Genomic DNA, 12324 nt, shown 5'->3' with positions numbered 1-12324 from the left:
GGCCGCGTCAGTGAATCTCGTCCACCAACACATCCAACGACCACGCCTGCCCGCCCCGCGAAGGCGCCTCCCCCTCCACCACATACCCGAGGTCCCGCAACGCTTCGACCAGCTCAGCCGGCCCCTTGGGGGCCACCCCGGCCGACAGCAGACTCCGTACGATCCGCCCCTTGGTCGCCTTGTTGAAGTGGCTGACCACCTTCCGGGTCGGCGCGTGCAGCACCCGTACGCTCGCCGTCCGCGAGGCCACCTCGCCCTTCGGCTTCCAGGCGCCCGTGTACGCGGAGGACCGCAGGTCGAGGACCAGTCCGTCCCCGGCGACCTCGGGCAGGGCATCGGCCATCGGCGCCCGCCAGTGCGTGCCCAGCGCCCCGAGCCCCGGCAGCTTCACGCCCATCGAGCAGCGGTAGGAGGGGATGCGGTCGGTGACGCGGACCGCGCCCCACAGTCCCGAGAAGACGAGCAGCGACCGCGCGGCCCGCCTCTTCGCGGCGGTGTCCAGCGTGGCCAGGTCGAGGGCGTCGTACAGCACCCCCGTATAGATCTCCCCGGCGGGGCGCGCGGCGGCCGTGCGCAGTTCGAGGTTCTTCGCGATCTCGCCGCGCAGGCCCTCGGTCAGCCCGAGCACCTCGCGTGCTTTCTCCTCGTCGGCGGCGCACAACTCGACCAGCTCGTCGAGTACGGCCGCGCGGGCGTCGGAGAGCCCCGGCAAGGACAGTGACTCCATCTTCAGCGGGGTACCACGGCCAAAGGACGCCTTGCCTTCGGAGGGCGGCAGCAGGACGAGCACGGGATCGATCTCCTTCGGTTGAGCTCCGGGACAGCGTACGGCGTGCCACCCGGCGAACCGGGACCTACGCTCGCTACATGCCCAGCCGCCACATCCGCGTGACCGGCGCCCCCGAAGCACCCCTCCGCGCCGCCCTCACCGCGCTGCGCACCGAACTCGGGGTGCCCGAGAGCTACCCGCCCGACGCCCTCGCCGAGGCCGAGCGGGCCGCGAAGGCTCCCACGCTGCCGTCGCACGACGCGACCGACATCCCCCTGTTCACCATCGACCCGCCCACCTCCACCGACCTCGACCAGGCGATGCACCTCTCCCGCCGGCCCGGCGGCTACCGCGTCCGGTACGCCATCGCCGACGTCGCCGCCTTCGTCGTACCCGGCGCGCCGCTGGACCTGGAGGCACACCGGCGGGTGACGACCCTCTACTTCCCCGACGAGAAGGTGCCGCTGCACCCGACCGTGCTGAGCGAGGGCATCGCGAGCCTGCTGCCGGACCAGACCTGCCCGGCCGCGCTGTGGACTATCGACCTCGACGCGGACGGCCGGACGGTCGCCGTCGACGTCCGCCGGGCCCTGGTCCGCAGCCGCGCCAAGCTCGACTACGCGGGCGTACAGCGACGGATCGACGACGGCACGGCAGAGGAGCCGCTCGCGCTGCTCAAGGAGATCGGCGGGCTGCGGGAGGCGCTGGAGGTCGAACGCGGCGGCATCTCGCTCAACGTGCCGGAACAGGAGATCGTCGAGAGGGATCGCGCGTACGAGCTGACGTACCGCGCCCCGCTGCCCGCCGACGGCTGGAACGCGCAGATCTCCCTCCTCACCGGCATGGCGGCGGCCGACCTGATGCTCGCCCACGGCACCGGCGTGCTGCGCACCCTCCCGGCCGCGTCCGACGGCGCCGTCGGCCGCCTTCGCCGCACCGCGCGCGCCCTGCACATCGACTGGCCGCACCACGTCTCGTACGCCCAACTCGTCCGCTCCCTCGACCCACACCGCCCTGACCACGCGGCCTTCCTCCAGGAATGCACGACCCTGCTGCGCGGCGCCGGCTACACGGTCTTCCGAGACGGCGCACTGCCGTCCATCACCACCCACGCCGCAGTCGCCGCGCCCTACGCCCACTGCACCGCTCCTCTCCGCCGCCTGGTCGACCGCTACGCCGCCGAGATCTGCCTGGCTGCCGTCGCGGGGGCGGATGTGCCGGATTGGGTCCTGGCCGCTCTCGACACCCTCCCGAAGGAGATGGCCGACGGCACGCGACGTGCGGGCGCGGTGGAACGGGCCTGCGTGGACATCGTCGAGGCGGCCCTGCTGAAGGACCGGGTCGGGGAGATCTTCGACGCGGTCGTGGTGGACCTCGACGAGCACAAGTCCGGTGTCGGGACGGTGCAGTTGGAGTCCCTGGCGATCATCGGCCGAATCGAGGGGGACCAACTCCCCCTGGGGGAACGGCTACGGGTACGCCTCACACAGGCAGACCCGGGAGCGGCGGCGAGGGTACGGTTCGCTCCCGCGTGACGGTCTGCTCGATGGACTGCTTGATCGCCTGTACGAGGGTGTCGGCGTCGTCGGCGTGGAAGCGGACGACGCTGATGTCCCGTTGGCGGCCGGTGAAGGTGAAGTGGGTGACGGGCTCGGCGAGTTCGAGGGTGACGGTGGTCTGCGAGCCGATGGCGAGGTCGAGTTGGCCGTCGGTCTTGGTGTGCGTCATGCGCAGTTCGCGCCGGACGTTCGCGATCTTCTCCAGCGGTATGAGCAGATCGACGTGCCCGGCCTGCCGGACGCGCAACGAGCCGCCGCCGACATCGAGCACGTGCGGCCGTACGACGGAGGCCGCGTGCATGCCGACGACGAACAGGACGGTGTAGACGTCCAGTACGAGCATCACCGTGTGCACGGCGGGCAGATCGCGGAGCAGCACGGACATCGCGACCGTCTCGACCACGCACACGAAGGCGAACCCGAACATCACCGCGCCCTGCCCCCGCGCGTACCCGAAGGCCTGCTTGCCCTCGGTGCCGTGCGTGCGGCGGGTCGCCCACAACAAGAGGCTAGCGAGCAGGCGGAGTTCGTGGCGGAGTAGGGCGTGCACGGCTCTCGTAGCCGTCGTCATGGCTGTGGGCACGGCTGTTCCTCCGTTCGTCGTTCCTCGGCGAGGATGCGCAGTGCGCGGCGGATGGCGGCGGCCTGGGCGGGGGCGAAGTCGGCGTAGAAGGCGCGCAGGAAGCTGTTGTCGTGGTCGAGCGCGCCGGCGTCCGGGAGCAACTGCGCCGGGGTGCACTCGGCGAGCAGCAGCGCCGCCGCCTCCACCCGGGGATCGGCGGGGTCGGCGTCGACGAGCTGGTCGAGCAGTGCGTACGCCTCATGGGTCCGGGCCACAGTCTCCGGCGAGCCGACGACGGCACCGATGGCCGTCATCAACCGGTCCCGGTCCTCTGGCGCCGCGGCCGTCGCGACCAGCGCGAGAACCTCGCGGTCCTTGGCGGCCATGGGCGAGTCGGGCAGGCTCGCCGTCCGCTCGAACAGCGCGGCCAGCTCGGGCGAGACCGGGGCATCGGCGGACAGCCCGCCCTCCGCCTCCAGCAGGGCCCGCAACCGCGACCGCCGCTCCCGGATCGCCGCCTCCTGCCGGGCGAGGTCCTCGTCCAACTCGGTGAGCACCTCAGCCAGATCCTTCCCGGCATCCTCGGCAAGCACGTCCCGCACCTCGGCCAGCCCCAGCCCCAACTCGGTCAGCCGGCGGATCCGCGCCAGCGCGACCGCGTGCCGCAGCGTGTACTGCCGGTACCCGTTGGACAGCCGCTCGGGCTCGGGCAACAGCCCCTGATGGTGGTAGTGCCGCACGGCCCGCGTGGTGACGCCGACTGTGGCGGCGAGTTCTCCGATCCGCATGGGACCAGTAGAAACGTTGACGCTGCGGCAGGGTCAAGCGACGCGGCTGCCGCTTGTGAAGGGGGGCGGCATGGAATAGGCCCTTGAAGGCGTTGCGCCTGTGGGAGTGAATGGAACGGGCGCACAGGGGGGTCTGGGGCGATGGCCGAAGAGGCACTGTGGACGAAGGCGCGCCTGGGCCGCTGCGGCCCACCGCTGCACCTCCTGACCGCCCGCTTCGACAAGCACGTCTACTCTCCGCACGCGCACGACGAGTTCACCGTCGGCGTCTGCGTCGACGGCTCCGAACTCATCGACTACCGCGGCGGCCACATCCGCACGGCTCCCGGCTCAATCGTCGTCCTGGCCCCCGGCGAGATCCACACGGGCGGCCCCGGCACCACGACCGACGGCTACGCGTACCGGGCCCTGTACGCCGAGCCGATGTTGCTGACGGAGGGCACGGTAGGTGGCGTCCCACACTTCCGTGAGCCGTTGTTGGACGACCCGGAACTGTCCGCGGCCCTGTTGCTGACCCACTCCGAACTGAGCGCTTGCCCGGACCCCCTGGAGGCCGAGTCCCGCCTCCCCTGGCTACTGACGGCCCTGGCCCGCCGCCACTCCACGTCCCGCCCGACCTGCGACCAGGTCCCGGGCGCGGACGCCATAGCCCGAGCGGTACGGGACCGTCTGGCCGACGAACTCCTGGAACCCCCCTCCCTAGCGGCCCTGGCCGGCGACCTCGGCCTGTCCCGCTACCAACTCCTACGGGCCTTCCGTACGTCGATGGGGGTGCCGCCGTATGCCTGGCTGGCGCAGTACCGGGTGGCCAGGGCGCGGCGCCTTCTGGACACGGGCTTGCGCCCTGCCGAGGTCGCCCCACTGGTGGGCTTCGCGGATCAGGCGCATCTGACGCGCTGGTTCCGCCGGGTTCTGGGGGTGACGCCGGCGGCGTACCGCAACAGCGTTCAAGACGCGGGGCGCTAAGGGGACTCATGCTCCCCTCATGACTGCACGCGGCTGGTTCCTGTTCTCCCTCATGGGCGTCATCTGGGGCATCCCCTACCTGATGATCAAGGTGGCGGTGGAGGACCTCTCCCCGTCGATGGTCGTCTTCACGCGCTGCGCCCTGGGCGCACTCCTCCTGTTCCCCTTCGCCCTGCGCGGCGGCGGCCTGATCCGCACGGTCCGTTCCCACTGGCTGCCGATGCTGGCCTTCGCGTGCATCGAGATCATCGGCCCGTGGTTCACGCTGACGGACGCGGAACGGCATCTGTCGAGCTCGACGGCCGGCCTGCTGATCGCGGGCGTCCCGATCGTTGGCGTACTCCTGGCCCGCTTCTTCGGCGACACGGAACGCTTGGGCGCACGACGGGTGACGGGCTTGGGGCTGGGCCTGGCGGGCGTAGGAGTCCTGACCGTCCCGCACCTGACGGGCGGCGACGCGCGTTCCTTGGCGGAGGTCTTCGTGACGGTCCTGGGCTACGCGACGGCCCCGCTCATAGCGGCCCGCTACCTGAAGGACGTCCCGACCCTCCAGCTGACGGCCCCGTGCCTGGCGCTGGCGGCCCTGGTCTACGCTCCCGCGGCGGCAATGACATGGCCCTCATCCGTCCCCTCCGCCTCGGTCCTGGCATCCCTCGCCGGCCTGGGCGTGATCTGCACGGCGGTGGCCTTCGTAGTGTTCCTGGAACTGATCAAGGAGGTGGGCCCGACGCGCTCCACGGTGTTCACGTACGTGAACCCGGCGGTGGCGGTGGCGGCAGGAGCCCTCTTCCTGAACGAGGCTTTCACCCTGGGTATCGCAACGGCCTTCACCCTGATCCTCGCGGGCTCGATCCTGGCCACGGCGGCCTCCGGTCCGCGCAAGGGCACACGCCCGGTAGCATGGTCGACACGGCAGACGAGCCGGGCGGACGGCCGCGTGGAGTCCCCTTGACGGGGGCTTCCCGAGGAACGTCCGGGCTCCACAGAGCAGGGTGGTGGCTAACGGCCACCCGGGGTGACTCGCGGGACAGTGCCACAGAAAACAAACCGCCCGACGCTTCGGCGCCGGGTAAGGGTGAAACGGTGGTGTAAGAGACCACCAGCGCTTGAGGTGACTCAGGCGGCTAGGTAAACCCCACCCGGAGCAAGGTCAAAAGGAGCGCCGCCGTGAAAAGCGCGCTCTGCGCGGACGCCCGAGGGCTGCTCGCCCGAGTCCGCGGGTAGACCGCAGGAGGCCGACGGCAACGTCGGTCGTAGATGGATGGCCGTCGCCCCGGCGCCCGCGAGGGCCCGGGGAACAGAACCCGGCGTACAGCCCGACTCGTCTGCCGCCACCTGCGGCTTTGCCTCGGAAAGGGCCTCTGACCTGCGTCGGAGGCCCTTTCCGATCTTTCAGGGGCTTGCCGTGTTACGCGGTGGAAAGTCCCTCGGAAGTCCCTCAGACAGCATTGAAAGTCCCTGAAAAGTCCCTGGAGTGAGGGACTGGCGAGGCTTCTGAGCTGGCCGTTCGCGACAGTCGCCGACATGGGGGTGGTCTTGGCTCGGCCGGGTTATGCGGCCCCGGCGTTGACCGTCGTGTCAGTCCGCACGGCCCACTCGGCGTGGGCTGTGGTGAACCGAAGGCACATCATGGGAGGGCTCGTCCGGCTGTCTGGCCACCGCTCGTCCAGTTGGTTCGGATCATCCGTTGGTGGCCTACATGCCGGCGGCCAGCCCGATGAACCGTCACGAAACAGACGGCGGCTGGCTACGATGTGCCCCTTCTCGACATCTCGCCTCTGCATGCTGTGGCCTGGCTTCGTGACTACTGATTCGCAGGCGAACAGACTGGGGCAGAGTGGCGGCGCGCGCATGCGCGATGCGCGGCCAAAGAATTTTCCAGAGAGGGGGTTGCGGTCGCCGCCTTCCGACCGACGTACGGGTGATGGACGACTCTGGGACGGACACTGAAGCCGACGGACTTCTGCTGCGATGGCGGGAGGGTCGGCTCGACGCGTTTGAGCTCTTCAAAGCGGTCCGTGGTGCGATGTACCAGGGCGCCCGACGTGGGATTCACTCGATCACTTCCGCTGTTCCAGATCCCCGCGATGTCGAGGACGCTGTCTGCGAGGCGTTCGAGCAGTTGAGAAAGAAGGACCCCGCTGATGTGTCGTCGGTCACCGGGCTGGCGAAGATGATTGCTCTCCGACGGGGGCAGGACATCGGCAGGGGTGTCGTGCGCGAGCGTGAAGGGATCAAGGGGTTCCTTGCTGACCCGGTAGCCATGGCAGCGGTGGAGTTCCATGACGACGATGCGCGAGCCGCAGAGGAAGACGAGCGTGTAGTCGCCCTGGCCAAAGGATGCCTTGGGTTTCTGACCGATGAGCAACGCGATCTGGTCGTAGAGACGATCATGGGAGAGGAGCTCTTGTCCGACTGGGCGTTCCGCAACGGCAAGACACACCAAGCAGCGAGTCGGCAGCGAAAGCGCGCCATCGAAGCGATCAGACGCTGCGTCGAATCGAAGCGCAGCAGAGGAACCACAGGATGGGAGGGGGCACAGTGACTGACAACGAGGAACTGGATAACCAGAACGACGCGCTTATCGAGGAATACCTACTGTTTCTGCGCGGCCTCGGCCCTCAGCCGGACCTGTCGGATCTGCCGTCGAGCCGTCGAGAGGTGATCACGGGCCAGTTCGAGATCGTGAGGGCGTTGGCCGACCGAGACCCGGAACTCCCACCTATTGAGCAGGACCCCGTTGCCCGGCGATTGGGCTTGGTGGCGGATGCATCGTCCGCTCCGCTGCTCATGGCTGCCCAGTCGACTCCGAGGGCCTCGGGTGGAGTAGCGGATGAACCGCTTAAGGACTCGCTTGAGGAGTTGGCTTTTCGGTTTCGAGGCCGTATCTCGACGGAGTTCCACCCCGCATGGTCGCCGGAGGTACCGCAGGGTATGCGGGCGATTGCGCAGTGCGCTGTGCTGGCGGAAGCGGTAGCGGTCCTCGTGGGTGATACCGACACGTGGTCGAGCGCACCGGAGGAACTCGGGCGGTTCTTTAACCTGTACGCCGATATCTCGGCGATTTGTGTCACTTCTGCTGACGCCGAGCGGGCTGTCGTTCTCTCGCCTGCCGACGTGACGCGCTCGATCAGTCCGGTGCTTGGCTGGCTCGACCCTCACAGCTCGATGTTGCCGGAGCCTCTGGGGCTCGCCTTGGGACGGTTCTTCGAGCGGCGCCTGCCGCGCTGGGACCGGGTCGCCGATTTCGACGTGCTGCCGGATACGGCAGCCGTCGACGCCGTGGCGAGGGAGGTGACCGAGGCACAGATCGCACAGGCTCTTCGTGCGAAGCCTCGGCTCGAATACAAGAAGGAAGGTCAGCTTGCACTTGGCAACCTCGATGCGGCGGAACTCGCCGCCCTCGTAGTGAGCGTGCAAACGGGCGGCCTGATGCCAGATGACTTCGTAGATCGTCTGGCGGAGATGGCGGGGGCTGCCGCATCGTGATCCGACGCATTCGCCTGAGCCATTGGCGAGCCTACGAGACGCTGAACCTGGAGCTCAGCCGCCCGGTCACGTTCTTCGTCGCTCCGAACGGTGTCGGCAAGACGTCGCTGGTTGAGGCCGTCCGATGGGGCCTGCTCGGCACCCCCCCGGCCCGTCGCCTCGGCCAGGCGGTCCGCGTCGGCCACGAATCGGCAACAGTGTGCCTGGACTTGGTGCTGGCGGACACTGAGGTGCAGCTGACCAGGTCGGTCAAGCGCAGCGGCGCTGCTCGCTTTGCTGCCGAGGCCAATGGCACGGCAATCGATGAAGAGGCCTACACGGAACTCCTGCGCCGTGCTTGGGGTGCTGATCCCGGACTTCTCGACGCGTTGGTTTTCGGCGTAGGGGCGAAAGGGGAAGCCACAGGCTTTCCGATCAAAGATCACCTCGCCGATGTTTTCGGCATCACGCCTATGCTGCAGGCTGCCAAAGCGATCAATACGCGGAGGTCCGAGCTTGCGGTGAAGATCAAGACTCTGCGCGATGACTTGAGCGGGACCGACGAGGCCATCGCGTCGTTGACCGAGACGGTCTCACGGTTGGATACGGAAGTGTCTGGGATCGCGGATCAGCGACAGGCCGCGGAGGCCTTGGCGCACCGGCTGGAACCGGCAGCAACTCTCGCGCAGGCATGGAGCGACTACCGGCAGAACGCTCGTGCCTTCGACGAGCAAGTACGGCGGCTTGTCGCGCGCATGGCCGGTTCCATCGATCTCGGCGATCAGGATCCGAGGGCCGCGATCGCCAATAGTGAGCGCGCTGCCTCGAGCGAGCTCGAGTCCAGCCTGGCGGCCACGTCGGCGGCGGAGGTTCGAGCAGCGCGTGCGGCATCGGCTGCTGAGGTCCTTGCGTCTGCCACGGATCAGTGTCCGACCTGCCTTCGCCCGCTGACGCCGGCCGAACGCGAGGCTGCGGCCTCCGCGCACGGCGGTGTGGACCACGCCGCGCACGCCGAGATTGAACAACGTGTGCGCGACACCGCGCAGGCTCGCGAGCGGCTGATCGCGATTACCGGTTTTCGCGACGCCCTCAATGCGCTGCACACTCCGACTGAACCGGTCGGCGACGATCCTGGCGCAGAAGCAGTCACCGAGCTGGCCGAAGCGCGGCGACGTCTCTCAGATCTCGCTGAACGCCATGGCGATGCGGCAGCTCGACTCGGAGCAGCTAAAAGTGAGCTGGTGAGACTACGGCAAGCCGCACGCGATCAGTCCACCCTTATCGCGGCTGCGCGCGAAGACATGGTCATGGAGGTCAGCGAGAAGACCATCCACAAGCTGGCCGATCGCTACCTGACGGACTACGTCGAACCGATCGCGCACGAGGTCGGCCGCCGCTGGAAGCTCGTGTTCGGCACCGACGGACTGCATTTCGGCGCCGATGGAAACCTCACCATTCCCCACGGAGACGCCACGCTGACGGTGGGCGACCTGAGCGGCGGAGAACGGTCCACCGCTCTGCTCGTGACGCGACTGCTGCTGGCGGGTTCGGTTGCACGTGCCTCGACCGTGTGTTTCGACGAACCACTTGAGCATCTTGATCCGCGCCGCCGCGCCGCAGTCGCCCAGACCTTGGTGTCGGCCGTCCAAGCGGGCACCGTAGGGCAAATCCTCATCACGACCTACGAAGAACGGCTGGCACGCCGTCTGGCCAGCGCCGCACCGGACGTCGTGGAGTTGACCTACGCCGCCACGGATTCGGCTTGAAAAATTCTTGCGCGAAGGGGGTTGCGGACGGTCTGCCGCCAGCGACTAGGAGGTGAAAGCCCGCATCCGGCGGGTCGACCCTTGGAGGCCCCGCAATGGCAGCCGCAGACAGTCAGACCGAGACAGACCGCACCAAGCGCCCCACATTCGTCTTCGAGGTCGATGGCGTGGAATACACCCACGACAAGCCGACGATCACCGGTGCACAGATCATGGAGATGGCCGGTATCAACCCGGCCGACGGCCTGGTCCAGATCCTGCCGGACGGAACCCGCATCACGATCACGCCCGACGAGACAGTCCGCCTCGTGCCCGGAGCCCAGTTCAAGCGCCGTCCCCGCTTCAAGCGAGGCTGATCGCGTGTCCGTGCCCGACAGGCTCGCCGAACGCCTGGCGCAGGAGGAAGAGCTGCTGCGCCAAGCGTTCCCGAACGCCACCATCGACGCTGAAGCCCTCGTCGTCGCGCTGCGAGACCACCCGCTGCCCGCGGGCTGGTCCCACGCCGATACCGACGTCCTGTTCGCCATCCCCGCGAACTACCCAGCTGGTCAACCGGACAATATTTGCGCCCGCCCGGACCTGACCCTGGCTGGCGGCGCAACGCCCGGCAATAGCCAGGGCGTACAGCAGCACGCCGGGCGTTCCTGGCTGCAGTTCTCGTACCACATCGACCCGAACGACTGGCACCCCCATGTAGACCCCGTACAGGGCAGCAACCTAGCGGACTACCTGGCCGGCGCTCTGTCCCGTTTCGAGGAGGCGAGCTGAACCGATGAGCACTCTGAAGTTCACGCGAACCGAGCACTGGGAACGCATCGAGCGGCATCTGGCCGATGCGCTCGGGGAGCGATTCGCTTTTGCCTTCACCAAGCTGCTGCACAATGGCGAGAGCGGTCCCGTCCTCGTGGTCGTCGACATCGCACTCATCAACGACGAAGAGATCGAGCCGAACCACGACGGCTGGCGCCTGGCCGACACGGCGCTCGATCGCATCCACAACCATGCGGTCGCCACCGGACGCGGTCTCGTTGAATTCCACAACCACCGGCTGAAGCCACCAGGATTCTCACCCATCGATGAGCGTGCGCTCGCCGAGATGTCGCCCTACGCGGTCGACCTGCTGGGCGGGACACCCTACGGGGCTGCAGTATGGGCGCAAGGAATGGTACGTGCCGACTGGTGGCGCCCCGGGACCGACGGCGAACTCGAACGTAAGCCATTCGACACGGTCACCGTGCTTGGCGACCACATCAAAGTGCTCAACGCGCAGTCTGTCACCGACACCCGGTTCGCCCGCCAGACCCCGCTCCTCGGACCCCTGGCTCAAGCGGCCGTTGCTGCCTTGCGCGTGGCGGTCGTCGGCGCCGGAGGCACAGGATCACACGTCGCGCTCGGGCTCGCCTACCTCGGCTTCCGTAAGGTCATCGTCCTCGACGACGACCTCGTCGAGACAACCAACCTGAACCGGCTCGTCACCGCCGACCAAGCCGATATCGGCAGCCCAAAGACGATCGTCACGCGCCGCCGCATGCGCTCGATCGACCCGAGGATCGAGGTCCAGATCTTCCCCGGGCTCACACCCGCAGGCGAACATCCCGAACTGCACGACGCCGACCTACTCATCGGCTGCGTCGACCACGATGGCCCGAGGCACCGCCTCAACCAGATCGCCGTCGACACACGTACCCCGCTTCTCGACATCGCCACCGGCGTCGATGACCAGCAAGAGCCTGTCGCGATCGGCGGCCGTGTCTTCTTCATGTTGCCCGGCGCCGCATGCCTGACCTGCCTCAACGAACTCGACTCGGCAGAGATCTCGCGCTGGGCCAAACCGGGTCACCAGCAAGCCGTCGACCGCCTCCACGGATACGGAACCGGCGTCGCCAATCCCTCGGTTGTCTACCTGAACGGACTCACCGTCCATGCAGCGCTCGCCGAGCTCGGCGCATGGATCTCCGGTGCACGCGAGCCAGCACCATGGCTCGACATCGACCTGCTCGGGACCTTGAAGTCTCCAGGCACCCAGGTCGGACCGCGCCGGATCCCAGGACATGTTCCCGGCTGCATCGACTGCGGGTACGACAAGTGAGGGGGTCTCGCGGTGGGGCCCCACACGGTTTCGTCGCAGTAGACACCGTCCGGTTCGTTGGGCGGTTCGGGGCGGAACCAAGGCAGGTATGGGCTTCCAAGGCCATCGTGGGTTTGACGCTCCTGGCAGCATGGAGAGTTGGAGTGTGACTGTCGGTCCTGCCCGTCGACTGACAGGAGATAGCGTCGTCGGGATCCACAGACGCCACGGTTCCGTCGTCGGCACACACGGCTACTCCGCCTCGTAACCAAGCATTGGTTTTTGTCAACGGTCATTGAGATGCCCAGGTAGGTGGCCGTTGGAGGCCCAGGCTGGTGGCCATCAGAAACCCAGGCGTGTGGCCGGTGGTGTTCCCGG

General features: G+C 68.0%; 11 protein-coding genes, 1 other RNA gene and 1 pseudogene. 10 read left to right on the top strand and 3 right to left on the bottom strand.

Features of this window, described 5'->3' with window-relative positions; all coding sequences use genetic code 11:
• Window positions 1-7: 7 nt before the first annotated feature.
• Window positions 8-790: a peroxide stress protein YaaA gene (gene yaaA, locus M2283_RS12835; RefSeq protein WP_280876297.1), complete on the bottom strand. Its 783-nt coding sequence runs from the start codon at window positions 788-790 to the stop codon at window positions 8-10.
• A 77-nt stretch (window positions 791-867) separates the two neighbouring features.
• Here yaaA and M2283_RS12830 point away from each other — a divergent pair, with 77 nt between their 5' ends.
• Entirely contained in the window at window positions 868-2304 is a 1437-nt protein-coding gene (locus M2283_RS12830) for an RNB domain-containing ribonuclease (RefSeq protein ID WP_280876296.1), read from the top strand.
• Here the strand turns inward: M2283_RS12830 and M2283_RS12825 are convergent.
• Together M2283_RS12825 and M2283_RS12820 are read right to left on the bottom strand one after the other, a co-directional pair.
• Window positions 2252-2899, bottom strand: coding sequence for a hypothetical protein (locus M2283_RS12825; protein WP_280876950.1), 648 nt, complete (start codon window positions 2897-2899; stop codon window positions 2252-2254). The genes M2283_RS12830 and M2283_RS12825 overlap by 53 nt on opposite strands.
• Window positions 2896-3678: a MerR family transcriptional regulator gene (locus tag M2283_RS12820; protein WP_280876295.1), complete on the bottom strand. Its 783-nt coding sequence runs from the start codon at window positions 3676-3678 to the stop codon at window positions 2896-2898. Before M2283_RS12820 ends, M2283_RS12825 begins: the two co-directional genes overlap by 4 nt.
• A gap of 141 nt (window positions 3679-3819) precedes the next feature.
• On the opposite strand from M2283_RS12820, the gene M2283_RS12815 reads away from it, so the two are divergent.
• The 9 genes and pseudogenes from M2283_RS12815 (at window position 3820) to M2283_RS12775 (ending at window position 11967) form a co-directional block, all read left to right on the top strand.
• A complete protein-coding gene (locus M2283_RS12815; RefSeq protein ID WP_280876294.1) occupies window positions 3820-4644 on the top strand; it encodes a helix-turn-helix domain-containing protein in 825 nt (274 codons plus the stop codon).
• 19 nt (window positions 4645-4663) lie between these two features.
• Window positions 4664-5443 (top strand): annotated as a pseudogene (locus M2283_RS51915) (DMT family transporter); the annotation flags it as partial.
• 118 nt (window positions 5444-5561) lie between these two features.
• Window positions 5562-5972, top strand: an RNA gene (gene rnpB / locus M2283_RS12805) — RNase P RNA component class A.
• Window positions 5973-6568: 596 nt separating this feature from the next.
• A complete protein-coding gene (locus M2283_RS12800) occupies window positions 6569-7189 on the top strand; it encodes an RNA polymerase sigma factor (RefSeq protein WP_280876292.1) in 621 nt (206 codons plus the stop codon).
• Window positions 7186-8133: a hypothetical protein gene (locus tag M2283_RS12795; protein ID WP_280876291.1), complete on the top strand. Its 948-nt coding sequence runs from the start codon at window positions 7186-7188 to the stop codon at window positions 8131-8133. The genes M2283_RS12800 and M2283_RS12795 overlap by 4 nt, the downstream gene beginning before the upstream one ends.
• A complete protein-coding gene (locus tag M2283_RS12790; RefSeq protein WP_280876290.1) occupies window positions 8130-9878 on the top strand; it encodes an AAA family ATPase in 1749 nt (582 codons plus the stop codon). The genes M2283_RS12795 and M2283_RS12790 overlap by 4 nt, the downstream gene beginning before the upstream one ends.
• A 95-nt stretch (window positions 9879-9973) precedes the next feature.
• The gene (locus tag M2283_RS12785) at window positions 9974-10234 is read left to right on the top strand and encodes a multiubiquitin domain-containing protein (RefSeq protein WP_280876289.1); all 261 of its coding nucleotides are present in this window, start codon (window positions 9974-9976) and stop codon (window positions 10232-10234) included.
• A 4-nt stretch (window positions 10235-10238) separates the two neighbouring features.
• Window positions 10239-10646 (top strand): E2/UBC family protein, encoded by a 408-nt coding sequence (locus M2283_RS12780; RefSeq protein ID WP_280876288.1) that lies wholly within the window; start codon window positions 10239-10241, stop codon window positions 10644-10646.
• A gap of 4 nt (window positions 10647-10650) precedes the next feature.
• Window positions 10651-11967 (top strand): HesA/MoeB/ThiF family protein, encoded by a 1317-nt coding sequence (locus tag M2283_RS12775; RefSeq protein ID WP_280876287.1) that lies wholly within the window; start codon window positions 10651-10653, stop codon window positions 11965-11967.
• The last annotated feature ends 357 nt before the right edge of the window (window positions 11968-12324 follow it).

The organism is Streptomyces pseudovenezuelae, assembly GCF_029892565.1.
GTDB classification, from domain to species: Bacteria; Actinomycetota; Actinomycetes; order Streptomycetales; family Streptomycetaceae; genus Streptomyces; species Streptomyces pseudovenezuelae_A.
Note: the sequence above shows the minus strand (reverse complement) of the source record. Positions and strands in the feature narration are given on the sequence as shown.